The sequence below is a fragment of the Xanthobacter dioxanivorans genome (assembly GCF_016807805.1).
Classification (GTDB): domain Bacteria; phylum Pseudomonadota; class Alphaproteobacteria; order Rhizobiales; family Xanthobacteraceae; genus Xanthobacter; species Xanthobacter dioxanivorans.
In genome coordinates, this window is sequence record NZ_CP063362.1 from 3,697,984 (window position 1) to 3,722,055 (window position 24,072).

The 24,072-nt window shown below is 67.9% G+C and carries 23 protein-coding genes and 1 tRNA gene; 15 read left to right on the top strand and 9 right to left on the bottom strand.

The features are described 5' to 3' along the window. Positions 1–138 precede the first annotated feature (138 nt). The 3 genes from EZH22_RS17230 (at position 139) to EZH22_RS17240 (ending at position 2,484) form a co-directional block, all read left to right on the top strand. Positions 139–1,434 (top strand): hypothetical protein, encoded by a 1,296-nt coding sequence (locus EZH22_RS17230; RefSeq protein ID WP_203191756.1) that lies wholly within the window; start codon positions 139–141, stop codon positions 1,432–1,434. 240 nt (positions 1,435–1,674) lie between these two features. Continuing rightward, positions 1,675–1,929, top strand: coding sequence for a stress-induced protein (locus EZH22_RS17235; RefSeq protein WP_231711016.1), 255 nt, complete (start codon positions 1,675–1,677; stop codon positions 1,927–1,929). Between the two features lie 48 nt (positions 1,930–1,977). After that, positions 1,978–2,484, top strand: a complete 507-nt coding sequence (locus tag EZH22_RS17240) for a YciE/YciF ferroxidase family protein (protein ID WP_203191757.1) — start codon at positions 1,978–1,980, stop codon at positions 2,482–2,484. A 153-nt stretch (positions 2,485–2,637) separates the two neighbouring features. Here EZH22_RS17240 and EZH22_RS17245 read toward each other — a convergent pair whose 3' ends face one another. After that, positions 2,638–4,038 (bottom strand): enolase-like domain-containing protein, encoded by a 1,401-nt coding sequence (locus EZH22_RS17245; protein ID WP_203191758.1) that lies wholly within the window; start codon positions 4,036–4,038, stop codon positions 2,638–2,640. A gap of 48 nt (positions 4,039–4,086) precedes the next feature. Next, positions 4,087–4,965, bottom strand: coding sequence for an IclR family transcriptional regulator (locus EZH22_RS17250; protein ID WP_203191759.1), 879 nt, complete (start codon positions 4,963–4,965; stop codon positions 4,087–4,089). Positions 4,966–5,191: 226 nt separating this feature from the next. On the opposite strand from EZH22_RS17250, the gene EZH22_RS17255 reads away from it, so the two are divergent. From EZH22_RS17255 to EZH22_RS17285, 7 genes are all read left to right on the top strand, one after another. Next, on the top strand, positions 5,192–6,235 hold the full coding sequence (locus EZH22_RS17255) for an NAD-dependent epimerase/dehydratase family protein (protein WP_231711017.1): 1,044 nt from the start codon (positions 5,192–5,194) through the stop codon (positions 6,233–6,235). Between the two features lie 18 nt (positions 6,236–6,253). Then, entirely contained in the window at positions 6,254–6,946 is a 693-nt protein-coding gene (locus tag EZH22_RS17260; RefSeq protein WP_203191760.1) for a DUF4286 family protein, read from the top strand. Beyond that, positions 6,943–7,782 carry a fumarylacetoacetate hydrolase family protein gene (locus EZH22_RS17265; RefSeq protein WP_203191761.1) on the top strand — a complete coding sequence of 280 codons (840 nt, stop codon included), beginning with the start codon at positions 6,943–6,945 and terminating at the stop codon, positions 7,780–7,782. The genes EZH22_RS17260 and EZH22_RS17265 overlap by 4 nt, the downstream gene beginning before the upstream one ends. 24 nt (positions 7,783–7,806) lie before the next feature. Continuing rightward, a complete protein-coding gene (locus EZH22_RS17270; protein WP_203191762.1) occupies positions 7,807–8,601 on the top strand; it encodes an ABC transporter permease in 795 nt (264 codons plus the stop codon). A gap of 51 nt (positions 8,602–8,652) precedes the next feature. Then, positions 8,653–9,645: an ABC transporter substrate-binding protein gene (locus EZH22_RS17275; RefSeq protein WP_203191763.1), complete on the top strand. Its 993-nt coding sequence runs from the start codon at positions 8,653–8,655 to the stop codon at positions 9,643–9,645. A gap of 26 nt (positions 9,646–9,671) precedes the next feature. Beyond that, positions 9,672–10,502: an ABC transporter ATP-binding protein gene (locus EZH22_RS17280; RefSeq protein ID WP_203191764.1), complete on the top strand. Its 831-nt coding sequence runs from the start codon at positions 9,672–9,674 to the stop codon at positions 10,500–10,502. Between the two features lie 418 nt (positions 10,503–10,920). Then, positions 10,921–11,529 carry a hypothetical protein gene (locus tag EZH22_RS17285; RefSeq protein ID WP_231711018.1) on the top strand — a complete coding sequence of 203 codons (609 nt, stop codon included), beginning with the start codon at positions 10,921–10,923 and terminating at the stop codon, positions 11,527–11,529. 458 nt (positions 11,530–11,987) lie between these two features. Here the strand turns inward: EZH22_RS17285 and EZH22_RS17290 are convergent. Together EZH22_RS17290 and gph are read right to left on the bottom strand one after the other, a co-directional pair. Continuing rightward, positions 11,988–12,062 (bottom strand) — tRNA-Val (locus tag EZH22_RS17290). Positions 12,063–12,163: 101 nt separating this feature from the next. Continuing rightward, entirely contained in the window at positions 12,164–12,892 is a 729-nt protein-coding gene (gene gph, locus EZH22_RS17295) for a phosphoglycolate phosphatase (RefSeq protein WP_203191765.1), read from the bottom strand. A gap of 164 nt (positions 12,893–13,056) precedes the next feature. Between gph and EZH22_RS17300 the strand changes: the two genes are divergently transcribed. The 3 genes from EZH22_RS17300 (at position 13,057) to EZH22_RS17310 (ending at position 14,942) form a co-directional block, all read left to right on the top strand. After that, positions 13,057–13,512 carry a hypothetical protein gene (locus EZH22_RS17300; RefSeq protein WP_203191766.1) on the top strand — a complete coding sequence of 152 codons (456 nt, stop codon included), beginning with the start codon at positions 13,057–13,059 and terminating at the stop codon, positions 13,510–13,512. 141 nt (positions 13,513–13,653) lie between these two features. Then, complete coding sequence (gene rpiA, locus EZH22_RS17305) at positions 13,654–14,358, top strand: ribose-5-phosphate isomerase RpiA (protein WP_203191767.1); 705 nt, start codon at positions 13,654–13,656, stop codon at positions 14,356–14,358. Between the two features lie 23 nt (positions 14,359–14,381). After that, the gene (locus EZH22_RS17310) at positions 14,382–14,942 is read left to right on the top strand and encodes a DUF2059 domain-containing protein (RefSeq protein ID WP_203191768.1); all 561 of its coding nucleotides are present in this window, start codon (positions 14,382–14,384) and stop codon (positions 14,940–14,942) included. Positions 14,943–15,020: 78 nt separating this feature from the next. On the opposite strand, the gene EZH22_RS32415 is transcribed toward EZH22_RS17310, so the two are convergent. After that, on the bottom strand, positions 15,021–17,141 hold the full coding sequence (locus EZH22_RS32415) for a glycosyltransferase family 2 protein (RefSeq protein WP_203191769.1): 2,121 nt from the start codon (positions 17,139–17,141) through the stop codon (positions 15,021–15,023). Positions 17,142–17,305: 164 nt separating this feature from the next. Here EZH22_RS32415 and gor point away from each other — a divergent pair, with 164 nt between their 5' ends. Continuing rightward, positions 17,306–18,664, top strand: coding sequence for a glutathione-disulfide reductase (gene gor / locus EZH22_RS17320; protein ID WP_203191770.1), 1,359 nt, complete (start codon positions 17,306–17,308; stop codon positions 18,662–18,664). 24 nt (positions 18,665–18,688) lie between these two features. On the opposite strand, the gene EZH22_RS17325 is transcribed toward gor, so the two are convergent. The 3 genes from EZH22_RS17325 to EZH22_RS17335 form a co-directional block, all read right to left on the bottom strand. Then, positions 18,689–19,996 carry a multidrug effflux MFS transporter gene (locus EZH22_RS17325; RefSeq protein WP_203191771.1) on the bottom strand — a complete coding sequence of 436 codons (1,308 nt, stop codon included), beginning with the start codon at positions 19,994–19,996 and terminating at the stop codon, positions 18,689–18,691. Positions 19,997–20,073: 77 nt separating this feature from the next. After that, entirely contained in the window at positions 20,074–20,544 is a 471-nt protein-coding gene (locus EZH22_RS17330) for a hypothetical protein (protein ID WP_203191772.1), read from the bottom strand. Between the two features lie 6 nt (positions 20,545–20,550). Continuing rightward, positions 20,551–20,955 carry a DUF6152 family protein gene (locus EZH22_RS17335; RefSeq protein WP_231711019.1) on the bottom strand — a complete coding sequence of 135 codons (405 nt, stop codon included), beginning with the start codon at positions 20,953–20,955 and terminating at the stop codon, positions 20,551–20,553. Positions 20,956–21,234: 279 nt separating this feature from the next. Between EZH22_RS17335 and EZH22_RS17340 the strand changes: the two genes are divergently transcribed. Next, positions 21,235–22,671, top strand: a complete 1,437-nt coding sequence (locus EZH22_RS17340; protein WP_203191773.1) for a class II 3-deoxy-7-phosphoheptulonate synthase — start codon at positions 21,235–21,237, stop codon at positions 22,669–22,671. 193 nt (positions 22,672–22,864) lie between these two features. Here the strand turns inward: EZH22_RS17340 and EZH22_RS17345 are convergent, their stop codons facing one another. After that, complete coding sequence (locus tag EZH22_RS17345) at positions 22,865–23,932, bottom strand: DUF3616 domain-containing protein (RefSeq protein ID WP_203191774.1); 1,068 nt, start codon at positions 23,930–23,932, stop codon at positions 22,865–22,867. Positions 23,933–24,072: the final 140 nt, after the last annotated feature.

Here is a 24,072-nt window from a genome sequence, read left to right on the forward strand (position 1 = left end):
GTGCACGCTTTAAGTCCCGCCCGCGTCCCCGCGGTTTTCTTGCGCTTCTCGGCGGGCGAACTTGCGGGCCTTTGGGCCTAGGGAACGCGCGTGCTATTGAGCGCGCCGAACACGGCAGTCCCAGAGGGAGGCATGCACATGTCCCGGAAGATCGCACCCCGTGCCGGCTTCACATGCCTCGCGGCCGCCCTCGGCCTCCTCGCGGCCGGCCACGGGGCGGGCGCGGCGGAGCCGTTCATGGCGACCGGCCTGCCCTTCTTCGAGCCCTACCGCATCGCCATCGTCACCCTCGACATCAGCGGCGGCAAGGTAACCGGCACGGTTGCGCCACCCGTCGGCGATCCCCGCGCGGCAATCCCGGTGTCCGGCACGCAGGCGGACGGCGTGCTGCGCCTCACGATCGGGGAGGGCACGCAGGCCTACAGTCTCGCCTTCAGCGAGAACCAGCGCGGTCTGCACCGCATTCTGGAGGAGACGGCGAGCGTCCCGGGTGTCGACGCCGTCACCCTGTTCCGGCCGGCGGCGGGCTTCTCCGAGGCGGCCCTCGCGCTCCAGCACGACGCGGACAATTGGTGCGGAGCCCTTTATGGCGCCCTCAGCCTGCAACTGCGCGCGGCCGACCTCACGAGCCTGCCCGCCGCGCCCGCTGTGCTCGCCGACCTCGACGTGATGGTGGAGCCGCAGCAGGGCGGAACGGCCAGGGTGAAGATGAAGGATCTCTGGAGCCGGCTGCGCCTCGCCGCGCGCTCGGGCGACGATGTGAACGTGGAGATCGCCGTGCCGGTGGGCAGTGAGGCGAAGACGGCGCAGGAGATCCGCCGCGTCCCGCAGGTGGTCGCGGTCACGCTGCCGGCGCAGTGCGGGGAAACGGTTCTCGCCGTGATTCCCCGGGCCAAGATCGCTGACGGCGACAAGGTTTCCGACGCGAAGCTGAAATCCTATGCGGAGGGGACTCTCGCCCGCCTCCTGTCCGGGGGGGCGCCGGAAGGCGGGGCGGCGGGGCAGCGCAAGTTCAAGATCCAGAATGCGACCGTCGTGGCGGGTCCCGGCGGCCAGCCGATGTTCCGTGCCACCGTGACCGGCGAGGCGGAGGCGACCCGGCTCGGCAAGGGCGCATGGGACCAGTTCACCCTCACGCTCATGCCCCTCGTCACCGCCACCGACGCGGCGGACACCCTTTCCCTGGTCCCGGCCATCAGCGACCTGAAGGGCGCAAGGAAGAGCGGGCCGCAACTGCCGGCCGACGCAGCCTTCAAGCCGGTGGACGATTCGGAGGTGTCAGCCGGCATCAGCCAGCGCCTCGTTTCCTGGCTCGCGGCGGCGGAAGGGACGCGGTGCGTGTTCCTGACGCGGGTGCCCTTCGACGAGCCGGAGGACAGCCTCTCCTGCACCAATGTCGCCATGGATGAGGCGCAGCTTCCGGACGATAACTGAGCTGTAGATCTTCGGCGCCCGCTGCACAGGCGAGGCTTGTCTCGGTAGGCACTGCCATTCGATGTGGATTTATAAAGCTTAAGCACGAGCTGTGCCGATGTCTTTCCACGGAGAGGCGTCTGCTTATCTCGTCCGCCATCCGGAAAGGGTCGCCAAGCTTGACCTTTTTCTTTCCAAGGGATGCGGGAACACACCTCGCTGCCCTCCGTTGGTCCACGGGGGCAAACGAGGACGACATCGATGAACAATCGACAGCAGGGTGGTTCAGGCAATCCCACCAACGATCGCGCCTCCGAGGCCGAGCGCAAGCGTGCGGAGGAGCACCAGCAGCAGCAAGACCATGGCCGTGGCCAGCAGGGTGGCGGGTTCGAAGGCGAGCGCGAGCGGGCTTCGGAAGCCGGCCGCAAGAGCGGCCAGGGCGGGGCGGACGACAAGCACGCAGCGCGCGAGCGGAATCCTGCCTCCGAGCCTGTCCGCAAGAGCACCGGGCGCTGAGGCGCCGGGCTTCGCCTGACTGCCGACCCCATAGCACAGGAGACGACCATGGGCTTCTTCTCAAAAGACATCCATTCGATGGACGACCTGTTCGTCCACACTCTTCGAGACATCTATTACGCCGAGAAGCGCATCCTGAAGGCGCTTCCCACCATGATCGAGAAGGCCTCGAGTTCGAGCCTCAAGCAGGCATTTCAGACCCATCTCGGGGAGACGGAGGGCCATGTGACGCGCCTCGAAGAGGTGTTCCGCATGCATGGCGTCGAGGCGAAGACGGTCAAATGTCCCGCCATCGACGGCATCATCGAGGAGGCTGAGGACGTGGCCAGCGAAGTGGCCGACGAGGAGGTGCTGGACGCCGCCCTCGCCGCGGCCGCCCAGGCGGTGGAGCATTACGAGATCACGCGCTACGGCACGCTGATCGCGTGGGCCAAGCGGCTGGGGCGCAATGACTGCGCCACCGTGCTCCAGCGCACCCTGGACGAGGAAAAGGCGGCCGACGCCAAGCTCACCGGCCTCGCTGAGGCGAGGCTCAACATGCGCGCGGCGGAGTAGCCGTTCGTCCTGCAGCTTCCGGGATCGGGCCTGAAAGCCTGCAAGACGCGCGAGCAAAGAAACCCACGAACCTGGCCCTCGCCCGCGCGGCGGGGGCCTTTTCATGCCGGCGCCGCGCTGCTCGTGCCCAAACTGCCGCCCCTTCGTAAGACCTCACACCGTAACGTTCACGGCAAACCCCGGACAGTTGAGGGACCCGATGGCCAGTTGCCCTTGGCGAATCGTCAGGCGAGCCGGCTGTCCCGGAGCGCGGTGGTAGAGGTCCGGATGCATCGCCACGAAACGGTCCTGCTCGTCATCAGGCGCGAACGACATGCCGTCGACATAGTGGTGGCCATTGCGCTCCACGTGGGCGAGGCCCAGCAGCGAGACGAGCGCGAGGTCCTGCTGCGTGCTGACGCCCGCCCAGGTGCACAGGTCCTCGGCGGAGAGGAAAAACCGCGCGCCGCCGTCTTCCCCGTTGCGCCGCGCCACCCGGGCCGCATTCAGGATGGACTTGTAGAAACCCTTGCAGTTCTTGCTGGAAACGCCCTGGTAGCCGAGCGCCAAGGCGCGCGGGAAGGCATCCAGATTGCCGTCCGATTCGTCGATCATCATGGGCTTGAGAGCGGAGAGCGAGCGCACGTCGCGCTCCAGGGCGACGGCGCGCTTGATCGGCTGCTCGATGCACAGCACCGAGGCCGCAAGCTGCCGGAGCGACGACCGCTCGCCGATGCGGCGCCAGAGCTCGGTGATCCCTTCCACGTCGCCATATTGCTCGTTGCCATCGAGCGTGGAGAGATAGGGCCCGGCGGATGTGTCGAGCACGGCGGCGATGCGCTCCAGCCGGTCGAGATCCGCGGCGGGATCACCGGCGACCTTGATCTTGAAATAGCGACAGCCATAGGCCCGCACGACTTCCTCCAGCGTGCGCGGCAGCCCGTCGTGCGGCGCGCTCGCATCGAGATCGTCCTCGCCGAGGGCGTCCACCAGCCCCACCGTATGGCGCACCGCGATGCTCGGCCGGGGCGCGAGGCTGGCAAGGAAGGCGTCGAGGTCGAAGCCCGCAAGGTCCGGCGTCAGTGCGGTGACGGCGAGGCCGGGCACGTTGCGGGTGACCATCTGCGCAAACGAGAGGCCGAGCATGCGGCCCACCGCATCGATCACCGCCCGGTCCACGAGGGCCGGCCCGTAGGAGGCGACGAGGGGATTGAGCTGGAAGGCGGCGCAGCGGGCCTGCTGCTGCGGATAGACGCTGGCCGATAGGCCGAAAGGCGTGTCGGCGCCGGCCTGCCGGTAGAGGTCGAGGGCGATGGCGAGCGACGTGCGCAACTGCTCCACATTGTCGGCGTCGCTCAGGTCGGGGCTCTTGTCGAACCATTTCGGCAGCAGGCATTCCGCCGCGATCCCCGCCGCGGACGCGCCGTCGGAGCGCTCGACGCGTACGCGCAGCACGGCCTGACGCGCCTGCGTCATGGTGGTGATGCCGAAGCGGAACGGCAGGCGCAGGCGCACCGTGCGCTCCATCAGCTCGGCGTCGACGAGGCGCACGCGCACGCCTTCCCCTTGGCTCATGTGAGGGACCTTCTGGCAGATCTGTTTTGGGAAGGGTGGGTGCCGGCTCTATTCCACCATGCGGGGAAAGGCCCCACTGCGCGCCCGCGCCTCCAGCGGCCAGGTTTCGCCGAGCCGCGTGGTGGTGGAGACGACGATAGAGCCGCAGCTTTCGAGATCCGTCCGGCTCATGCGATTGGTCGGGGCGGCAAGACTCACCACCCCCACGCATTCGGAGGCCCCGCCCAGGGTCGATGCCTTGATGGGCGCGGCCACCGCCCCCACGCCCAGCTCGTTTTCCTCATAGCTCAGCGCAAAGCCACGTCGCGCCGCCTCTTCCAGCTCCGCCCGGATCTCGGAGATGGACGTCTTGGAATGGGCCGTCGCCGGCTCAAGCCCGTGCTGAAGCAGCAGCTTCAGGGCGGCATCAAAGGGTAACGTCGATAGCCATGCCTTGCCGGTGGCGTGGGTGTGGAGGCCGATTTCGAGGGTGTAGTTCGGGTCAATCCGCAGGGATCGCTTGCTGCCCGCGAAGGACTGCACCCACACGATCCTCTGTCCGCCGGGCTCGACAATGGCGAGGCGGACCAGTTCGCCGGTCTCTTCCGCGAGCTGGCGCAGGGCAGCGGAGCACTGGTCGAGGAGCCGGCTGGTCTGGAGGTGGCGCAGGCCGAGATTGCTGATGCGGTAGGTGAGGTAATAGCGCTGGGCGCGCTCGTCCCGCCACACCAGCATCATGCCTTCCAACGTGTTCAGCAGCTTGCTGACGATCGCCTTGTTGAGGTTCAGGCGGCGGGAAATCTCGGACAGGGGCAGGCCGTCCACGGAGTCGGCCAACATTCCGACGATCTCGAACGCCCGTTCCACCGACACGATGGTCTCGTCGACCTTCTCCGGCCGCCCCTGGGCTGTGATCTTTGCCGTCTCTCGCACCATCTGACGCACCATCTCTCTCGCCCGAAAACCCGCGGCAGTCATTGTTGTAACGATGTTACCCTTATTTATCGACCATACAAGCGATCGGCGCGCAATAAAATTACTCAAATTGGCGATTGACAGCGAAAAACGCTCCATATAGCCCTTTTATGAATGGTAACGCAGTTACCTAAATTGAGGCAGCCGCCGATGGGCATGTCCCCGCGGCAGGACCAGCCCGGCACCAGGGAGCAGTATCTTGAGTGGACGCCTGACTTTCGAAACCCTGCCTGACCTCATTGACACCGAAGAACAGCTCGAGGAGCTGATCTCCCGGCCGACACAAGGCCTGATCGACGATCTCGCCGCCGTGGACGGTGACATCGTCGTCCTCGGCGTCGCCGGCAAGGTCGGCCCCTCCCTCGCCCGCATGGCCAAGCGCGCCGCGCCCGGCAAGAGGGTGATCGGCGTCGCCCGCTTCTCCGAGGCCGGATCGCAGGAAGAGCTTGAGGGCTGGGGCATCGAGACCATCAAGTGTGACCTGCTCGACCAGGCCGCCGTGGCGAAGCTGCCGCGCGCCGCCAACGTGGTCTACATGGCCGGCAAGAAGTTCGGCACCAATGACGACCCCTCCTTCGCCTGGGCCATGAACACCATGGTTCCGGCCACCGTCGCGTCGCATTATCGCGCCTCACGCATCGTCGCCTTCTCCACCTTGTGCGTCTATCCCTTCGGCGTCGTCGCCCACAATGGCTGGGACGAGCGGGTGGAGCCCCGCCCGGTGGGCGACTACGCCAATTCCTGCGTCGGCCGCGAGCGCGCGTTCCAGTACGGCTCCCACAGCTGGGGCACGGCCGGCCGTCTCATCCGGCTGAACTACGCCATCGACCTGCGCTATGGTGTGCTGCATGACATCGCCCAGTGGGTCATCAAGGGCGAGCCCATCCCGATCCGCACCGGCCACGCCAGCGTCATCTGGCAGGGCGACGCCAATGCGCAGATCCTGCGCTGCCTGAAGCACGCCACCAGCCCCACCTCCCCCATCAATATCGGCGGGCCGGAGCAGGCGAGCGTGCGGGCCATCGCCCATGCCTTCGGCGAGAAGTTCGGCAAGGCGCCCATCTTCGACGGCGCCGAGGAGCCCACCGGCTGGGTCAACAGCACGTTCCTGTCGCAGCGCCTGTTCGGCTACCCGAACGTGCCGCTGGCCCGGATGATCGACTGGGTGGCCCACTGGGTGGAGCGTGACATGCCCATCTACGGCAAGCCCACCCGCTACGAAGTCCGCGACGGCCTGTTCTGAGCCCGGGAGGCCGCACCGATGAACGGTTATCTCGGCTTCATGGGCTTCTGGTCCGACATCGACCAGGACTACCAGCTGCGCTACCAGGAATGGCACAATTGCGAGCACATTCCCGAGCGCCTCGGCATACCGGGCTTTATCGAGGGGCGGCGCTATCGCGGCGCCCCCGGCGGCCCCAACTTCTTCATGTGCTACGTCACGGCCGGGCCGGAAGTGTTGCGGAGCGAGGCTTATCTCTCCGCCCTGAACCGCCCCACGCCCTGGACGCAGGAGGCCCTGGCCCACTTCCGCAATCCCACCCGCACACTCTATCGCAAGCTGCGTGCGGTCGGGCCGGAGGGGGGCTACGCGCCCTATGTCCTGCTGCTGCGCTTCGACGATGAGCGGCCGGCCGAAACACTGGAAAACCAGGTGGTCGAGGCGCTGTCCGGCAACGGCTTCGCGGCCGTTTCCGGGGCCCTCTACGAGGTGGATGCGGAGGCTTCCAGCATCATGACGGCGGAGCGCCGGATCTATGCCGGCGGCCCCGGCAGGCAGCGTTACCTGATCGCCATCGAGGCCCTCGACCGCGCCCAGGCGGAGGAGGGGGCGGAGCGTCTCGAACGGCGCCTCTCGCCCGGCGCCCGCGACCTCGACCGCAGCATCTACTGGCTGGAAACCCGCATCCGCGCTGAAGACCTGCGCGCCTCCGCCCGGAAGGACATGCAATGAAGCTCCTCAGATACGGCGCGCCCGGCGAGGAGCGCCCAGGCCTCGCCGCCCCGGACGGCACGCTGCGTTCCCTCGCCGGACATGTGGGCGATATCGACAAGGCCATGTTCGACGACCCGGCCCGCCTTTCCTCCCTGCGCGCTCTCGATCCAGCCACGCTTCCGGTGGTGGACGGCACGGTACGTCTCGCGGAGCCGCTCGCCCGGATCGGCAAGATCGTCGGCATCGGGCTCAATTATCACGATCACGCCCGAGAGTGCGGCGCGGCCATCCCTTCCGAGCCCATTCTGTTCCTGAAGGCCACCACCTCCCTTTGTGGCCCGAACGATGCCATTCGCCTGCCGGAAGGATCGCAGAAGACCGACTGGGAGGTGGAGCTGGGCGTCGTCATCGGCCGCACCGCGCGGGACGTGACGGCGGAAGCCGCGCTCGACCATGTGTTCGGCTACTGCGTCGCCCATGACGTGTCCGAGCGCGCCCACCAGCTGGAGCACGGCGGTCAGTGGACCAAGGGCAAGAGCCACGACACCTTTTGCCCGGTCGGCCCCTATCTCGTGACGGCGGACGAGGTGCCGGACCCGCAGGCCCTCCACATGTATTGCGAGGTGGACGGCCTCATGCGCCAGTCCAGTTCCACTGCGCAGATGATCTTCGGCGTCGCCGAGGTGGTGAGCTATGTCAGCCGCTTCATGACGCTCGCGCCCGGCGATCTCATCATCACCGGCACGCCGGCCGGTGTCGGCCTCGGCCTGAAGCCGCCCACCTACCTCACCCGCGGCGCCCGCGTCCGGCTCGGCATCGCCGGGCTGGGCGACCAGCACCAGAGCGTCGTCTGACGCAGCACCGGAAAGGCGCATGTCATGCTCGGCACCCTCAAGAAGCTGGCCTCCTCGGAGGCCGCCCGACCGCTGCTGCTGGTGGCGGTGATCCTGGTCGGATGGGACATCGGAGTGCGGATCTTCAAGATTCCGCCGTACCTCATCCCCGCCCCGTCGCTGGTGGTGGAGCAGGTGGTGGCCCAGTGGCCGCTGCTGCTGCGCGAGAGCCTGCCGACGCTCTACGCCACCCTCGGCGGCTTCCTGCTCAGTGCGCTGTTCGGGATTCCGGTGGCGCTGCTGATCGCCTCGTCCCGCACGATCGAGAGCTATCTCTACCCGATCCTCGTCTTCTCCCAGAGCGTGCCGAAGATCGCCGTGGCGCCGCTGTTCGTGGTGTGGTTCGGCTTCGGCATCGTGCCGAAGATCATCGCCGCCTTCCTGCTCGGGTTCTTCCCGGTGGTGGTTGCGACCGTGCTGGCGCTCAAGAGCATCGACGCGGAGATGATCGACCTTGCCCGCTCCATGCGCGCCGGGCCGGTGCGCACGTTCCTGCGCATCCGGCTGCCCCATGCCCTGCCCGGCATCTTCGGCGGGCTCAAGGTGTCCATCACCCTTGCGGTGGTGGGGGCGGTGGTGGGCGAGTTCGTCGGGTCGAATTCCGGCATCGGCTACGTCCTGCAGATCGCCAACGGCAATTTCGACCTGCCGCTGATGTTCGCGGCGTTGTTCGTGCTGTCCATGATGGGGGTGATCCTGTTCACCGCCCTCGACCTGCTGGAACACCTGCTGATCCCCTGGCACGCCTCGCGCCGCACGGATGCGGCCGGCGCCGCCTGAAGGCGCGCAAGGACATAAACGTAAAAAACAAAACCAACGGTGGAGGAAATCATGATCTGGCGAAATGTCATCGCATTGTGCATCGCATCCGGCCTCGTCGCTCCGGCTCTGGCCCAGACCGCCGCAAAGCCGCTCGACAAGGCGGTGCTGATGCTCAACTGGTTCGCCTACGGCGAGCATGCGCCCTTCGTTCTCGGCCGTGACAAGGGCTTCTACCGGGACGAGGGCATCGACCTCGAGATCCAGGAGGGCCGTGGTTCCGGCGTGACGGTCCAGGCGGCGGCCGCCGGTACGGTGACCTTCGGCCTGGCCGACGTGACGGTGATGATGAAGGCGGTCGCAAAGGGCGCGCCGCTGAAAGCGGTCGGCGTGCTCCTGCAGCGCACCCCCGCCGCCATCGTCTCGCCCGAGGGCAAGATCAAGGACCCGAAGGACGTCGCCGGCAAGATCATCGCGATCACCCCCGGGGATGCCGTGACGCCGCTGCTGCCGCTTTACCTGAAGAAGATCGGTGTCGCCGACTCCAGCGTCCGGACTGTTTCCGGTGATGCGCAGACCAAGCTCAACGCGGTGGTGAACAACCAGGCGGACGGCTTGATCGGCTACACCACGGAACAGGGCGCGCGCCTGCCCGACATCATCAACAAGCCGGTGACGATGCTTCGCTTCACCGATGTCGGCGTGAACATCGTCAGCCTCGGCATCGTGACGAGCAACGAGACCATCAAGTCGCGGGGCGACCTGGTCAAGCGGTTCATGCGGGCAACGACCCGAGCCGTGGAGGCGGCGCAGAAGGACCCGAAGGGGGCCATCGACGTGCTCCTCGCCGCCTATCCCAAGATGGGTCTTCCCGACGCGCAACTGCGCAGCCTGCAATATTCGCAGGCCCTCTACAGCGCCCCGAACGCGCTCGGCCCGCGCCCCTTCCAGATGAATCCTGCGCTCATCGCGGACACGCTCGACGTGCTGACCCAATATGGCGGCATGACGGCGTCCGAGCGCGGCCAGCCCACCGACTATTACACGGCGGAATTCCTCCCATGACAGGTCATGTCACGCGAGCAGCTCGAATGGCCCTCCACGCCGTCGCCCCGGCGCCTGCTGCACCGTCGCCCGTTGCCGCGGCGCGCGAGGCGCACATCGAAATCTCCAGCCTCACCAAGACCTACAAGTCGAAGGGCGGGCACGTGCCCTCGCTCCGGCCCATCGACCTGACGATCGCCCGCGGCGAGTTCGTCGCCATTGTCGGGCCGAGCGGCTGCGGCAAGAGCACCTTGCTGAAGCTGGTGGCGGGTCTGCTGCCCGCCACCAGCGGCGCCATCGCCATCGGCGGCAAGACGGTGAAGGAGCCGCTGGACGACGTGGGCATCGTGTTCCAGAGCCCGGTGCTGCTGCCGTGGCGCAACGTGCGCGACAACATCCTGCTCCAGGTGGAGATGCGCGGGCGCGACAAGGCGGCCTATCGCGCGGCGGCCGCACGGCTCCTCAAGACGGCGGGGCTCGATGGCTTCGAGGAACGCTTTCCGTGGGAGTTGTCCGGCGGCATGCAGCAGCGCGCCGCCATCTGCCGTGCGCTGGTGCACGATCCCAGCGTCCTGCTGATGGACGAGCCGTTCGGCGCGCTCGACGCCATGACCCGCGAGCGCATGAATGCCGAACTCCAGCGCATCTGGATAGAAACCCGCAAGACGGTGCTGCTCATCACCCATTCCATTCCCGAGGCGGTCTATCTCGCCGACCGGGTGGTGGTGATGTCGAACCGGCCGGGGGCGATCGAGGCGATCTACGACATCGATCTGCCCCGCCCGCGTGAACTCTCCATCATGGGCGAATCCCAGTTCGTCCGGTTCACCCAGGATATCCGCAAGCACTTCTTCGCCGAGGGCAACCTGGACCATTGAGCCGGGCAGGCCATTGGCGAACAGGGCCTGGCGGGCGACGACCCCGCCAGTGGCGGCCATAGCGCATCAACGATCTCCCCGCCGGATCCCCGAACGGTCCGGCGGGGAGAGCGCATCCAGGCCTTGCCATCCGCCTCGGCGTCGGGGGAGCGGCTGCGCCGGCTTCCACCCGCCGCAGGCCGGCTCGAAATTTCCTCAGGGGGTCTTCAGGGACCGCGCGACCCCGCTCCTCCGGGCTTAACCCGATTTCTCGATTGGTTCCTCCCGTGCTAGGACATCCTTCGTCATCGGGACGATCGTAGCTGGGCGCTACGCGGAGAATGTCCCTGAGGCGGTAGACCAAAACCCGCGTTGCCGAAGTTATAATGGCAGGGCGCTGCAAGTAGTATCTTTAAGTAATAATTCTGAAATACGACAAGTGCCCGTTGATGAAAACGGCGGGATACTCCCGGGCATGCCCGTAACGACTTTTGAAGAGGGCTATTTTATGACGGCTATTGCAGATACGCCTTTCGGCAAGCTCGACACCGAAGGCCGGCTTTTGAAGCCTCTCCTGAACGCCGATACCCACGTTGCCGGTCGCTTCGGCTATCGCGGCGAGATTTCCTACGATGGTCCCGAGACCGTCATCAAGGAGGTCTTTTCCGTTTCTGAAAGCGGTAAGCCGGGGATCGGTTTCCTCGCCGGGTCAATTGCAAATTATGAAACCCTGCCCAAACTCGTTGAGAGCTTCGGAGCGGCACTCGATGCGGATGGAAATTATTTCATCTATATCGCCGATCTGCCGCAGGGAAACCGGCTGTTCATACGATTTGGAGATGTGAAGATATTCGCAATCTTCATTGACGAAACGTCGGTATACAATGAGCTTATCGATACATTTTATGTCGATAAGGTAAAGTTGAAGAAGTTCGACACGGCCGCCAAGCTTGATGCGCTCGCTGACGTTGGTCTGAAATATTCTTCTCTCTCGGATTATAAGGAAGTATCTTATGAGGATGGGTTGAAGATCAAGAATGCCAGCTGATTGGTGATCTGGCATTCCCATCTTGGCGCGATTTGTTTTTCGTGTCCTATTATAGGCCCCGCTTCGGCGGGGCTTTTCTTTGTACCCTTTTCAGCCCAACGCCCCGCGCGCGGTCCGGCCTACCCCATCGGCGTGGAAGACGATGCCGGTCTGGCGTGCTTTCCCGATGGCGCGCGCGGACGGGGATCGGCCCGCAGCGCCTCGTCGGTGCGAAGCTTCCCGTGGCGCCCGCGTCCGCTCGCAGGCAAGGCGCCCCGCGCCGTGGGATGATTTACGGATGTGGGCCACGTCACGGCCTATCCTGCGCTGGTGGATCAACCGAGCCGGATGGAGCCCATCTGTCGCGGTCAAGCTGCTCGAACACGAGTGGAACGGACGGCGGGTCCAGGGCCAGCCACCGGCTACCTTCAGGCCGCGTTTTGGCCCTGAAACTTGCTCTGCTGCCGGACGCTGGAAAATGGTGGGCGATGCAGGGATTGAACCTGCGACCCCTCCCGTGTGAAGGGAGTGCTCTCCCGCTGAGCTAATCGCCCGCGCCATTGCGAGGAGGGCCGTTTAGAGCCGTGCGGCCCTCCCTGTCAAGTGCGCGTTGCCAAAGCCGGCGGGTGCGCCCCGCCGGCCTGTGGATGGCCGATCAGGCCGCGCCGCGGGCGAGCAGGGCATCCACGGCTTTTTCCAGCTCGTCGAAATGGTGGATCAGCACGTCCGCGCCGAGCGCGTGGGGAGGTGTCTCGGTATAGCCGAACGAGACCGCCACCACCGGCACCCCGGTCGCGCGTGCGGTGAGCACGTCGGTGATGCTGTCGCCCACCATGATCGCCTGTGCCGCCGAGCCGCCCGCGGCGCTGATGGTGGAGAGGAGCGGCAGCGGGTCCGGCTTGCTGCGCGCATAGGTATCGGCGCCGGTGATGACAGAGAATCGCTTGGTCAGGTCGAGGGCGTCGAGCAGCAGCCGCGCCAGGTGTTCCAGCTTGTTGGTGCACACGGCGAGGCAGGCGCCCTTCGCCTCCAGCCGGTCCAGCGCCTCGATGAGGCCGGGGAAGGGGCGCGAGCTGTCGGCGATGTGCTCGGCATAATGAGCGATGAACTGCTGCGTCATCGCCGCCACTTCCTCGTCGGGCAGCACCAGGCCCTCGCTCTTCAGGCCGCGCACGATGAGCAGGCGGGCCCCGCCCCCGATCATGTTGCGCGCGGCCGCGCGGTCCACCGGCGGGATCTTGTGGGTGGAGAGCACGAGGTCGAGGGCATCGAGCAGATCGGGCGCGGTATCGACGAGGGTGCCGTCGAGGTCGAAGGCGACCAAGGGGCGGCTCGGGGAAAGGGGCGTGGGGGGAAGGCGATTGGGGGGAAGGGGAGTGGTCATGCAGGCGTCTCCTCGGGGGCAGTCAAGGTGTTGGGGGCGCCGTCCCCACCCTCTGCCATAAATCCTGCCGCTTTTCCGCGCGAGCGTCGCCCCGTCCATGTGGCTGCGGCCGCGTGGCGCAGTCCCGGCCAAGGGTCGGGGTGCGCGGACACAAGGAGGGATGAATGCAGGGCGTTATTCTCGGACAGGCATGCAAGCGGGGCCATATGTTCGCGGTGGTGGTTGCCGGCCTGTGCGGCATGGCCGGGTTGCTGGCGGGGGCCGGTGGCGCACGCGCGCAGCAGCCGGGCAGTGCGGGCTACGATTTCGCCGCCCCGCCATCGGCGCAGGCGAACCGCGTGTTCGGCGTCAACCGCCAGACCGGCGAGATGAACGCCTGCCAGTTCGAGCGCCCGGAGGGAAATCCCGTGGGCGTCACGCGGTGCTTCACCCAGGGACAGGGCGCCGGCCCTCTGCAAGCGGGCGACTACGTCCTCGTCCCCACCCGATACGAGGGCGAGACCGGCGTGTTCCGCGTCAACCGCGCCACCGGCGAAATGAGCATCTGCTACGTGCGCGAGGTGCCGGGGGTGAAGGGCGCGGTCGAATCCCTCCTGGTGTGCACGGCCCCGGCGCGGTGAGGCGTCGCGCCGCTTGTCGCCGGAGCGGATCGGGGCTAGAGGCGGGGAGGGCGGCGCAGCCGTCCCCTTGGCAACGATGAGCCATCCCGGTCGTCCCGGTCGCCGCCGGACGCTGCAGGGGCGGCCGGAACGGAAATGTCCATGCCCCCCGAAGACCTCAAGCGCCGCGCCGCCGCCCATGCCCTCACCTATGTGACCGACGGCATGCGCCTCGGCCTCGGCACGGGGTCCACCGCCCGCCACTTCGTGGAGCTCCTGGCGGAAAAGGTGCGCGACGGCCTCACCATCCTGGGCGTGCCCACGTCCCAGCAGACGCTGGAGCAGGCGGTGTCCCTCGGCGTGCCGATCGCCACCCTCGACGAGGCGGGCGAGCTTGACCTGTGCGTGGACGGCGCCGACGAGATCGGCCCCGGCCTCGCGCTGGTGAAGGGCGGCGGCGGCGCGCTGCTGCGCGAGAAGATCGTCGCCCGTGCCGCGCGCGAGATGGTGGTGATCGCTGATGCATCCAAGAAGGTCGACGTTCTCGGCCGCTTTCCCCTGCCCATCGAGGTGGTGGATTTCGGCGTCGTGTCCATCGAGCGCCATGTGAGCGAGGCGGTGCGTGCCGCCGGTTGCGAGGGACCGGTGACGGTGCGCCGCGACCGGGACGGCCATCCTTTCGTCACCGATCAGGGGCACCTGATCCTCGATGCCCATCTCGGTCGCATTCCCGACCCGGCCCGCCTCGCGCGTGCGCTGGAGGAGGTGCCCGGGGTGGTCGAGCACGGTCTCTTCCTCGGCCTCGCGCGGCGTGCCGTCCTGGCCGGGCCGGACGGTGTCATCGTGCTGGAACACGGCAGCTTCTAGTTTTCCTCTTTCCGGAGAAATCCATGCGCGTTTCCCTTCCGGTCGCTTTCAAGCGTGCCACCACCACCCGGCTCGTGCTTGCGATGGCCCTCGCGGTCGCTGGCGCGCCGGCGCTCCTGAGCCTGCCGGCCAGCGCGCAGCAGGCCGCCCCGGCGGTCAAGCCTCCGAGTGCGGCGCAGATGCAGCTGTCGCGCGAGCTCGTTGCCGTGAACGGTGAGGCGCGCATCTTCGACGGCGTGATCGCGAATGTGGTCGAGCAGGCCGCCCGCCGTCTCCTTCAGACCAACCCGGACCTGGCCAAGCAGCTCGGGGAGGTCGGGATGCAGGTGGCCACCGATCTCGAGAAGCGCAAAGCCGAGGTCGTCGACATTTTCGCCAGCGTCTATGCCAGCCGCTTCTCCGAGGCGGAACTCAAGGATGCCATCGCCTTCTACCGTACCCCCACCGGCGCGAAGCTGGTGCAGGAGCGCCCGGCGATCTTCCAGGATGCCATGAAGGGCGTCCAGACCTGGAGCGCCCAGGTGGGCAACGAGGCATCGGAGCGTATCCGCGCCGAGATGAAGAAGCGCGGCGTCAATCTGTGACCCCGGTGGCGTGATCCGGGCGGGACCGGATCACGCCCGCTTGCCGGTCATGCCGGCTGATCCCCGCCGCGATGCCCGTCAGACGGTGTCGGTCCGCGGTTCCCGCGCCCCCTCCGGCTCCGGCGACTGGGCCGCGAACAGGCTCTTGCGGCTGAGGTTGGGGCTGTAGTGCGGGTCCACGACGGTGGAAGTGTGCCAGATGGCCTCCATCCGTGCCCGCTGCGCCTTCAGCCGCTCGCGATGCGCCTTGGAGCGCTTTTTTCCGCGTGATGCGGATTCGTGGTGCAGCAGCACGGCGAAGGGCGTGAACACCACGTCGTACCCCGCCCGCCGCGCCCGCAGGCACAGATCGATATCGTTGCAGTCCTCGGCGAAGCGCTCGGCGTCGAGCGGGCCGATGGTGTCCCAGACATCACGCCGGATCAGCAGGCAGGCGGCGGTAACCGCGGAGAGGTTCTGCCGCACCAGGAGGCGATCCTCATAGCCCGGCGCATCGGCCGCGCTGTGGGCAAACCAGTGGTCGGCATAGCGGAACAGCCCGACGATGGCGCCGGCATGCTGCACCGTGCGCTCGGGAAACAGCAGCTTCGCCCCGACGATCCCGGCCTTCGGCAGGGCGGCGAGGGCGACCATTTCCGAAAGCCAGCCGCCATCCACCACCTCGATGTCGTTGTTGAGGAGGAGGATCAGCTCGCCGCGCGCTGCCGCGACGCCGAGATTGCAGATGCGCGGAAAGTTGAAGCCGCCGTCGTCCCGCACCACGGTGGTCTGCGGCCACAGGCCCTTGATCTCCTCGAACAGGTCGAACGTCTCCGGTTCCACCGAGCCGTTGTCGACGACGATGATCTCGAAGGTCCGATAGTCCGTTCGCGCGATGAGCGAGCGCAGGGCGGTGCCCAGCAGCGCCGCCCGGTCGCGGGTCGGCACCACGATGGAGACCAGGGGCGCTGTGTCGGGCACCGGATAAATCGGCCTCAGGTGCCGCCCGCCGACGACCTCCACCGGCACGCCGAGCCGTTGCGCCAGGGCCCGCGACGCCGGGCCGATGGCGCCCGGCGCGAAGCCCGGCGGCCGGCCCTCGATGCCGAAGGCGACGCGCGGGATGTGGCGGATGCGGGCGGGGTCGAGGCCGGCGATGTGGCGCAGGAGCAGGTCGTAAACCGCCGCCGGACCCGCGCCTTCCGACAGGCCGAGGCGCAGGGCGTCGGCGCGGGGCAGGGCCGCGAAGCCGGCGAGATAGCCTGAGGCTTCCATCAGGTGCCGGTTGAAGGCAGGGTGAAAGACACCGTGGAGCGGGGTTCCGTCCGCATCCAGGCGCTCCTCGTCGGCATAAGCGAGGGCGCAGTCGCGATGGCGGGCGAAGGTGGAGCGGATGAGCGCCACCGCATCCCGCGTCGGCTTCCCGGCCGCATCGAGGAACAGGACGAGGCCGCCCGCGGCGGCCTGGAGGGCGGAGGAAAGGGCCTCCACTCCCGGGGTGGAGGCGGGAATCACCTGCGCTCCGGCGGCGGCAAGGACGTCGGCCTCCTGCGGCAGGCGCTCCGGCGGCAGGGCCACCACCCACTCGAAGGCGTGATCCGTCTGCGCGGCGAGGGCGTGGGCGCAACGGGCGAGCGCCGCCGGCGTGACGGTGGAGGCATCCGACACCAGGCTGAGGCGCGGCGCGGCCTCGCTCGCCGGCACGGTGCGGAAATCGTCCACGAAGCGGGCGCGGAAAGCGCGATAGCGCGCCGCCTCGCCGCGCCTGCGGGCGGGAGAGGCGGAGATCCGCGCGTGGAGGGCTCCGCGCAGGGTCCGCGCGGCGATGCCTGCCGCCTTCCAGCGCCGGCCCGATCCGGTGTCGGGGAAGCGCCCGTTGGCGAAGGCATGCAGCTTGAGGGCCACCTTTTGCACCGGGAAGTATCCGAGCCGCACCGCGGCAAGGTCGCCCGCGCCGGCCACCTCCAGGGTCCTGGCGCCCGGTGGCAGGAACACCACGAACGGGCCCGTCGCGCCCAGTGTCTCGCGCGCCAGCGCGGCGCCGGCCCGGTCACGCACCACGAGATCCAGCGCGCGATCCGCCCCCGCCGCCTCCAGCACCAGCGGCAAACCGTGCCGGATCGCCCTGAGGCGCAGCAGGAGCGGCAGCCGGAAGCACCTTCGCCCGTCCGCTGCTGGCGCGCTCGCGAGCCACAGCGGGGGAATTGCGGTCTCAGCCATGGGCCTGTCTTTGCATTTGCCCGCCTTGAAGCACTCAAATGCCGCCCCTGCAAGCGCGCAGCCGTGACCGCGCGATCGCTTGACGGCGGGGCAGGGGTCCTTCAAGTCACGCGTTCAAAGTCGAAGGCGCGACTGTGCGCGGTCGCGGAAGCCGGGAGCTCGGCATGGCACAGCGGGAAGTGGATCTGTTCGTCATCGGCGCCGGGTCGGGCGGCGTCCGCGCGGCGCGGATCGCGGCACAATATGGCGCCAAGGTGATGATGGCGGAGGAGTACCGCATCGGCGGCACCTGCGTCATCCGTGGCTGCGTGCCCAAAAAGCTGTTCGTCTATGCCGGGCGGTTCGCCCACGATCTCGAGGACATGGCCGGGTTCGGCTGGCGCGTGAGCGAGCACGAGTTCGACTGGCTCACCCTCGTCGCCAACAAGGACAAGGAGATCGCCCGGCTGGAAGGCATCTACCGCCGCAATGCGGAAAATGCCGGCGTGGAGGTGGTCGCCTCCCGTGCCGTGGTGGCCGGACCGAACACGGTGCGGATCCTCTCCACCGGCGAGGAGATCACGGCGCGCTACATCCTCGTCGCCACCGGCGCGCATCCGGCGCTGGGGCCGGCCATTCCCGGCTGCGAGCTCGCCATCACCTCCAACGAGGCGTTCAACCTCACGCACTTTCCGGACCGCATCCTCATCCAGGGGGCGGGCTACATCGCCGTGGAGTTTGCCGGCCTGTTCCGCGCCCTCGGGGCGGATGTGACCCTCGTCTATCGCGGCGACAGGGTCTTGCGCGGCTTCGACGGCGAGATCCGCGACCATCTGCAGGCCGAGCTCTCTCGCGCCAGCATCCGCCTCGCGCCGGGGTGCACCATCGCGTCGATCGAGGTCATCGCCGGCGGCAAGCGCGTCGTGCTGTCCGACGGCAGCAGCCTCGAGGTGGACGACGTGATGCTCGCTCTGGGCCGCGTGCCCAATACCCGCAATCTCGGCCTGGCCGAGGTCGGCGTCGCCCTCGACGACGTGGGCGCGGTGGTGGTGGACGAGGCCGGCCGCACCAACGTGCCCTCCATCTATGCGGTGGGCGACGTGACCAACCGCATCAACCTGACCCCGGTCGCCATCCGCGAGGGGCACGCCTTCGCCGACACGGTGTTCGGCAACAAGCCCTGGACGGTGGACCACTCGCTCGTCGCCACCGCGGTGTTTTCCGAGCCGGAGATCGGCACCGTGGGGCTCACCGAGGAGGCGGCGCGGGCCACCGGGCGCGCCATCGACATCTACAAGACCTCGTTCCGCCCGCTGAAGGCGACCCTGTCGGGGCGCGAGACGCGCACCTTCATGAAGCTGGTGGTGGACCAGGAGAGCGATCGCGTGCTCGGCTGCCACATCATGGGCGATGCGGCGTCCGAGATGATCCAGCTCGCCGCGGTGGCGCTGGGGCTGAAGGCGACGAAGGCGGATTTCGACCGCACCGTCGCCGTGCATCCCACCTCCGCCGAGGAACTGGTGACGCTGCGCACCAAGGCCTGAGAAGGCGCAGCTCTCGGGCGGGGCTCAGGGATTGTGCCCGAACAGCCGGCCTTTCTCCGCCCACAGCACCCACCCAAGCGCGATGGCGCCCAGTACCATGTAGCCCAGGCTCAGGGGCAGCACCGTGCCGTCGAAGGCGCGGCCGACGAAGAAGCCGAGCACCGACGACATCAGGGTGGTGAAGCCGCCGATGAAGGAGGAGGCCGTGCCCGCCACCGCCCCGAGCGGCTCCATGGCCATGGAGTTGAAGTTGGGCACGGTGAGTGCGAACAGGAACTGGGCCGACGCCACGAGGGCGCAAAACAGCACGAGGGGCGGCTTGCCGTCGAAGGCGAGGCTGGAGCCGACCATCAGCGCGCCGGTGGCGATGAAGCCGCAGATACCGCCGTGCGAGAGCCGCCGCATGCCCACGCGCCGCACCAGCGAGGCGTTGATGAACGCGGCGACCGCCATGATGCCGGCCACTGCCGCGAACGCCACCGGGAACAGGTGACCGAGCTTGTAGATGTCGGTCTGGAAGACCTGCGAGGCCGAGCCCACATAGGCCATCAGCGATCCCATCATCAGGCCGATGGCCACCGCATAGCCCGCCGACCGGCGCGTGGTGAGGGTGAGCACCACCGCCCGCCCGATGCCGCGCAGCGAGAACGGGATGCGGTATTCGGGATGCAGCGTTTCGGGCATGCGCAGGCCGAACCAGACCCACAGCAGCAGCGCCAGCGCCAGCATGGCCACGAAGATGAGGTGCCAGGAGCCGAAGACGAGGATGACGCTGCCGAGAGCCGGAGCAACGATGGGCACGGTGAGGAAGACCATCATGCTCAGCGACATGATGCGGGCCATCTCGCGCCCCTCGAAGCGGTCGCGCACGATGGCGATGGCCAGCACCCGCCCCGCCGCCGCTCCCACGCCCTGGATGACGCGGGCCGCGATAAGAACGTTGAAATCGGTGGTGAACAGGGCGATGAGGCTGCCCGCCGCATAGATGGCGAGGCCGGCGAACAGGATCGGCCGACGGCCCAGCACATCGGACACCGGGCCATAGAAGAACTGCGCCGCGCCGATGCCGAGCAGGTAGGCATAGACCATCACCTGCACGCGATTGGGATCCGCCAGCGCGAAGTCGGCGCGGATGGCGCCGAAGGCGGGCAGCAGGTTGTCGATGGAGAAGGCCGTCATTCCCATCAGCAGGGCGATGAGGGCGACGAATTCCGGGAAGGCGGGGCGCAGGGGCTGGGGCGTCCGAGTCTTTCCGGCGGAGGACTTGGCGGCCGCCTGCCCCGCTCCGGAGGCAGGGTCGCGGGTTGCGGCGGCACGCTGGGGCAGGGACATGATACGCTCTGGTGTTGGACGTGTCCCGCAACAGACACGGACTGGACGGGGCGCCGCGCGGGGCGGCAGCCTGAGGGTCACACATAGGCGATGGTGCGGCCCAGGAGAAGAGCGGCGACCCAGGCGAGAAGGGACACCCCCGCCGCGAGCCGTGCGCCTCGCGCATACCGTCCTCCGGTCGGCTCCGGCCGGAAGAAGAGGTGGAAGACGGCGATGTTCGCCAGCCCCACGAGGATAAAGGCGAGCTTGGCGAGGAAGGCGGCATTGCGCAGCAGCGGTCCGGCCTCCGCCGCGAACAGCACCACCCCGGAGGCCACCTGGACGACGAGCCCGAGCGCTGCCAGCCACATGCCGGCGCGCAGCACCCACCGTGCCGCCCGGTCGCCCCTGAGGATGGCGATGTCGAAGGTGGCGGACGCGCCCACGAGCAGGGCCGCGCCCAGGACGTGGGTGAGGTTCGCCACGGGATAAAGCCAGATGCTCGCGCGCGCCGCCTGTCCGAGCGCGGAGCCCTCCAGCGCGGCGGCGAGGGCGAACAGGCTCTCCATCGACGCCTACCTCAGTTCCACGGTCTTGCCGCCCACGGTGATGCGTTCGGCCCGCATCTCCCCCACGGTGCGGGTCGAGGGATAGCCGTAGATGCTCACCTGCGTGCCCGTCTGGAGCATCTCGGGGGTGAGGCCGCGGGTCTGCATGCGCGAGATGGGGGCGAGGGTGGCGATCCAGGTCGAGCCATCATGCTGCATGGCGAGGTGCGCATGCGGGTTGGACCATTCGAGATGGGCGACCGGCCCGGTCATGGTGAAGGCCTTGGAGGTGTCGTAGCTGCCCCAGCCGTGATGGGCGACGGCCGCCCCGACGGACGAAAGCAATCCGGCGAGGACCCATGGCACGAGGGTGCGGGAGGTCCGCCGGGCGGGGGTGTGATGCGGAAGCGGCGGATGGTGGGTCGAGGTCATCGCTGGAATCTCCGGGCGGGTTGTCGACCAGGGGAAAGTGCCGGGAGGATGGCCTTGTTCCGTAACGGAATGAAGGCGCTGCCCCCGCATCGACATCACATGGCCGTCAAGCCGGCCGGCCGCAGGGGCGAGCCTGTTGCGGCGTGTGCTTTCGGCGCGGCGCGCCTTCGTGTATAAGCCCGCCTTCCGGCCTCGCGAACACAAGAGGAACGCCAACGGCGCACCAGCGGGGCGGACCGGCACGGAAGAACCGGCCGGCTTTCGAAAATGGAGAGTGAAATGGTGACCCGCCCGCAATCCGCACCTGTCCCTGGCGCCGAGGTTTCTCGCCGCGCCGAAGGCTGGCGTCCGGACAGCTGGCGATTTTATCCCGGCGTGCAGATGCCCGATTATCCGGACAAGACCGTGCTCGCCGAGGTGGAAGCCAAGCTCGCCTCCTACCCGCCCCTCGTCTTCGCCGGCGAGGCGCGCCGCCTGAAGGCGGAGATCGCCAAGGTGGCGAAGGGCGAAGCCTTCCTGCTCCAGGGCGGCGACTGCGCCGAGAGCTTCGACGAGCACTCCGCCGATAACATCCGCGATTTCTTCCGCGTGTTCCTGCAGATGGCGGTGGTGCTCTCGTTCGCCGGCGGCTCGCCGGTGGTGAAGGTGGGCCGCATCGCCGGCCAGTTCGCCAAGCCCCGGTCCTCGGATACCGAGACCGAGAACGGCGTGACGCTGCCCAGCTACCGCGGTGACATCGTGAACGACATCGCCTTCACCCCCGAGGCGCGCATTCCCGACCCGCGCCGGCAGATCGAGGCGTACCGCCAGTCGGCGGCCACGCTCAACCTGCTGCGGGCCTTCGCCAATGGCGGCTATGCCAACCTCGAGAACGCCCATCAGTGGATGCTGGGCTTCGTGAAGGACTCACCCCAGTCCTCGCGCTACCAGGAGCTGGCCAACCGCATCACCGAGGCGCTCGACTTCATGCGCGCCTGCGGGATCAATCCGCAGAGCCACCCGGAGATGCGGACCACGGACTTCTTCACCAGCCACGAGGCGCTGCTGCTCGGCTACGAGCAGGCGCTGACGCGGGTGGATTCCACGTCCGGCGACTGGTACGCCACCTCCGGCCACCTGCTGTGGATCGGCGACCGCACCCGCCAGCCGGACCATGCGCATGTGGAATATTTCCGTGGCATCCGCAATCCGATCGGCATCAAGTGCGGGCCCTCGCTCTCGGGCGATGGGCTGATCCGCCTGCTGGACATCCTCCAGCCGGACAACGAGGCGGGCCGCATCACCCTCATCTGCCGCTTCGGCGCGGACAAGGTGGGCGACCACCTGCCCGCCCTCATCCGGGCGGTGGAGAAGGAGGGGCGCGTGGTGGCGTGGTCGTGCGATCCCATGCACGGCAACACCATCAAGGCCGCCTCCGGCTACAAGACGCGGCCGTTCGAGCGCATCCAGTCGGAGATCCGCTCCTTCTTCGACATCCATGCGGCCGAGGGCACATTCGCCGGCGGCGTGCATCTGGAGATGACCGGCAAGAACGTCACCGAATGCACCGGCGGCGCCCGGGCCATCTCGGACGAGGATCTGCGGGATCGCTACCACACCTATTGCGATCCGCGCCTCAATGCCGAGCAGGCCATCGAGACCGCCTTCCTTGTGGCCGAGCTGCTCAAGCGCGAGCGTCTCGCCCGCGGCCGCCCGCAGGTGGTCGCGGCGGAGTGATCCGCAGAGCCGGTGACGGTGCGCAGGAAAAGGGCTCATAACGGGGCCTGGGAACATCAACGCCCCCGGAACCATCGTTCCGGGGGCGTTTTTGAGAGGCCGCGAGCGTGTGCTGTCGGCGGCCCGTGTGCCGGAAACCCCGCTTGCGGAGGTCTTGGCGAGTGGGACGGGCTAAGCGTCGCGCCCCCCGCCATCACTTGCCGATGAAGAACTCCGTCGGATCGCCGTCGGGAACGCCGTCGAACCAGACCAGGACGCGATAGCGCGCCGCGTCCTCCCCCAGCACCAGCAGGGTTTCGGCCTTGTGCGTCGCGGGAAGGCCGGGCAGGGTGCCGAGGTTGCGGGCGGCATCACCGTCCTTGCCGCTCCAGAACCACACCTGCGCCCCCGGCTCCGGCGCGACGCCGGGCTTCTCGCAATTGAAGGCGGCCTGATCGCGCGTGTCGTTGCTGCGGCCGCTGAGGATGAGCACGCCGCCCTGGACGCGCGCGAGATCACGGATGCCCACATTGTCGCCCAGGGCGAGCCGGCTCGCCCCGGCAACGACCGGCTCGCCCGAGAACAGCGTTTCCACCGGGGTGCGGACCACGAAGGCATGACCCGCAATGCACGGGCCTCGCAGGCCGAACAGGGCCTCCTGCCCCAGGACGGCGAAGCCCTCCACCGTCACGCCATTTTCATCCAGCCTGCGCTCGGCAAAGGACCCCACCTCGGGCAGTTTCGCGAGTGCGGCGCGCAGGGCCGCGCTACGCTCGATCTGCGGCGCCGCATCCTCGGCATCAAAGGCGAAGGTGGGGTGCCCCGTGGCCGGATCCACCGGAAAGCGCAGCACGAACGAGCGCGAGGGCTGCGCCTTGCCTTTGCGCGACGCGCCGTGGGAGCCGGTGACGTAGAAATAGCCGGACGCCCCCACCGCGCCCGCGCGTGGTGCCACGTAGTCGGCGGCCTCGGCATCCAGCTCCTTCATGGTCTTGCCGCCGATCTTCGGCGGCAGCAGGCCGATGACCTCCTTGGGAGCAATGGTGGTGCCGTTGATCTCGAAGAACTGGGCAAAGCGCCCCTCGTCGTTCACCACCAGGCAGCGGTTGGTGCCGGTGGCGCAGGCGGCGCCGCTGAGCTCCTCGTTCGCCTTGTTCTTATTGCCGTCCGCCTGGCGGAAGGGGGCCGGGTCGACGCGCCACGCTTGCGGCGCGCGGACGATGTCCGCGGATGCCACCTGAGCCGAGAGCAGCACAAGCCCCACGGATGCCGCGATGCGCATGAGGTCTTCCCGCAAAAAGAGTATGGGTAATCAAGTCGCACTTTCTGGTGCGCTTCGCCATCCCCCCGGCGCAGCGCCCGCCAATAAAAAGGCCCTCCCCGCGGGGGAGGGCCGGATCACTGGCCGCTGGCTCCGGGGAG

Bases quoted from the DNA above. Each gene is read 5' to 3' on its own strand.
- EZH22_RS17230 (WP_203191756.1), top strand. From the start codon at position 139: ATGTCCCGGAAGATCGCACCCCGTGCCGGCTTCACATGCCTCGCGGCC.
- EZH22_RS17235 (WP_231711016.1), top strand. From the start codon at position 1,675: ATGAACAATCGACAGCAGGGTGGTTCAGGCAATCCCACCAACGATCGC.
- EZH22_RS17240 (WP_203191757.1), top strand. From the start codon at position 1,978: ATGGGCTTCTTCTCAAAAGACATCCATTCGATGGACGACCTGTTCGTC.
- EZH22_RS17245 (WP_203191758.1), bottom strand. From the start codon at position 4,038: ATGAGCCAAGGGGAAGGCGTGCGCGTGCGCCTCGTCGACGCCGAGCTG.
- EZH22_RS17250 (WP_203191759.1), bottom strand. From the start codon at position 4,965: ATGGTGCGTCAGATGGTGCGAGAGACGGCAAAGATCACAGCCCAGGGG.
- EZH22_RS17260 (WP_203191760.1), top strand. From the start codon at position 6,254: ATGAACGGTTATCTCGGCTTCATGGGCTTCTGGTCCGACATCGACCAG.
- EZH22_RS17265 (WP_203191761.1), top strand. From the start codon at position 6,943: ATGAAGCTCCTCAGATACGGCGCGCCCGGCGAGGAGCGCCCAGGCCTC.
- EZH22_RS17270 (WP_203191762.1), top strand. From the start codon at position 7,807: ATGCTCGGCACCCTCAAGAAGCTGGCCTCCTCGGAGGCCGCCCGACCG.
- EZH22_RS17275 (WP_203191763.1), top strand. From the start codon at position 8,653: ATGATCTGGCGAAATGTCATCGCATTGTGCATCGCATCCGGCCTCGTC.
- EZH22_RS17280 (WP_203191764.1), top strand. From the start codon at position 9,672: ATGGCCCTCCACGCCGTCGCCCCGGCGCCTGCTGCACCGTCGCCCGTT.
- gph (WP_203191765.1), bottom strand. From the start codon at position 12,892: ATGACCACTCCCCTTCCCCCCAATCGCCTTCCCCCCACGCCCCTTTCC.
- EZH22_RS17300 (WP_203191766.1), top strand. From the start codon at position 13,057: ATGCAGGGCGTTATTCTCGGACAGGCATGCAAGCGGGGCCATATGTTC.
- rpiA (WP_203191767.1), top strand. From the start codon at position 13,654: ATGCCCCCCGAAGACCTCAAGCGCCGCGCCGCCGCCCATGCCCTCACC.
- EZH22_RS17310 (WP_203191768.1), top strand. From the start codon at position 14,382: ATGCGCGTTTCCCTTCCGGTCGCTTTCAAGCGTGCCACCACCACCCGG.
- EZH22_RS32415 (WP_203191769.1), bottom strand. From the start codon at position 17,141: ATGGCTGAGACCGCAATTCCCCCGCTGTGGCTCGCGAGCGCGCCAGCA.
- gor (WP_203191770.1), top strand. From the start codon at position 17,306: ATGGCACAGCGGGAAGTGGATCTGTTCGTCATCGGCGCCGGGTCGGGC.
- EZH22_RS17325 (WP_203191771.1), bottom strand. From the start codon at position 19,996: ATGTCCCTGCCCCAGCGTGCCGCCGCAACCCGCGACCCTGCCTCCGGA.
- EZH22_RS17330 (WP_203191772.1), bottom strand. From the start codon at position 20,544: ATGGAGAGCCTGTTCGCCCTCGCCGCCGCGCTGGAGGGCTCCGCGCTC.
- EZH22_RS17335 (WP_231711019.1), bottom strand. From the start codon at position 20,955: ATGACCTCGACCCACCATCCGCCGCTTCCGCATCACACCCCCGCCCGG.
- EZH22_RS17340 (WP_203191773.1), top strand. From the start codon at position 21,235: ATGGTGACCCGCCCGCAATCCGCACCTGTCCCTGGCGCCGAGGTTTCT.
- EZH22_RS17345 (WP_203191774.1), bottom strand. From the start codon at position 23,932: ATGCGCATCGCGGCATCCGTGGGGCTTGTGCTGCTCTCGGCTCAGGTG.